This window comes from Leisingera sp. F5, assembly GCF_001593695.1.
Genome location: NZ_LUKH01001452.1, coordinates 1 through 1,022 on the forward strand (window position 1 = coordinate 1; position 1,022 = coordinate 1,022).

General features: G+C 61.8%; 2 protein-coding genes. Both read right to left on the bottom strand.

Translation table 11 applies throughout. The features are described from left to right. Positions 1 to 317 precede the first annotated feature (317 nt). Positions 318 to 656: a YciI family protein gene (locus tag A2I95_RS42190; protein ID WP_291738191.1), complete on the bottom strand. Its 339-nt coding sequence runs from the start codon at positions 654 to 656 to the stop codon at positions 318 to 320. Beyond that, positions 653 to 952 carry a YciI family protein gene (locus tag A2I95_RS42195; RefSeq protein ID WP_027258586.1) on the bottom strand — a complete coding sequence of 100 codons (300 nt, stop codon included), beginning with the start codon at positions 950 to 952 and terminating at the stop codon, positions 653 to 655. Before A2I95_RS42195 ends, A2I95_RS42190 begins: the two co-directional genes overlap by 4 nt. Positions 953 to 1,022 lie beyond the last annotated feature (70 nt).

Here is a 1,022-nt window from a genome sequence, read left to right on the forward strand (position 1 = left end):
CCATGTCGCCATGGGCGGCATCGCGCGGCGGCTCCACCGCCACATTGGCAAAATCAAGCCCCTCGGGCAGCGCGCCGTCCGCGGTCATCGCGGTCAGACTGTCAATCACAAGCGAGCGGATATCGGTAAAGAGGTTCATATCTGGCGTCCCATATGTTCACAGATGCGGATACCGGGGGCCAAAGGCAGGGTCAACAGCATTGCAGGGGCAGCCCGAGGGCTCAGTCGGGCCGTACCGGAAAATTCCAATTTTCCGGCCAATTTTCTTTCTCAAGAAAATTGCGCCGTTGCCGCGGCGCGCGCTTCACAGCCCTGCCTCACAGTACCGCGTTGCGGTCTTCCAGAATCTTGCCCCAGGTGAATATCTCGTAAGAGCGGAAGGCAGGCACGTAAAACGGATCGCCATGGATCAGATGCTCCACCTCGATCCGGTCCTCAGCCTCGACAATCCACAAGGCGCCGCAGAAGTCGCCGTCCGCGTCCAGTTTCAGTCCGCCGCCGAGGCGCAGCTCAGGGTGATCCTCGACATAGGCTACATGGGCATCCCGCCGGGCCTTGTTGGCGCGGATGTCCATCATTGCAGGCGCATCGCGGAACAGCACCGCCCAGCGGGTCAGCGCGGGCGCGGATTGGCGGAGCTCCTGAGGTGCAGTCATGACAGCATTCCCTGAATGGCAGAGGCAGTGCCCCATTCGGTAATCTTGTAAGTGCGCAAGCTGGCCACGTAATAAGGATCCTGCAGGATCAGCCGCTCGACATCCTGGCGGGTCTCGGCCTCTACATTCCAGATCGCGCCGGGAAAGTCCTGCATCGGCCGCATCGCCAGTGCGCCGCCGATCTGCAGTTCGGGCCGCGACCGCACAAAGGCGATATGCGCCTCGCGCCGCTTCTTGTCGCCGCGCACCCGGTCCATTTCGGGTTTGTCCATGAATGTGACGGTCCAGCGTGCCATGGCTTTCCCCTTGCTGTTCCTCCCGCGGATAGCGCTGATGACCCGCGGCATCATAGGGCCAGATCATAGC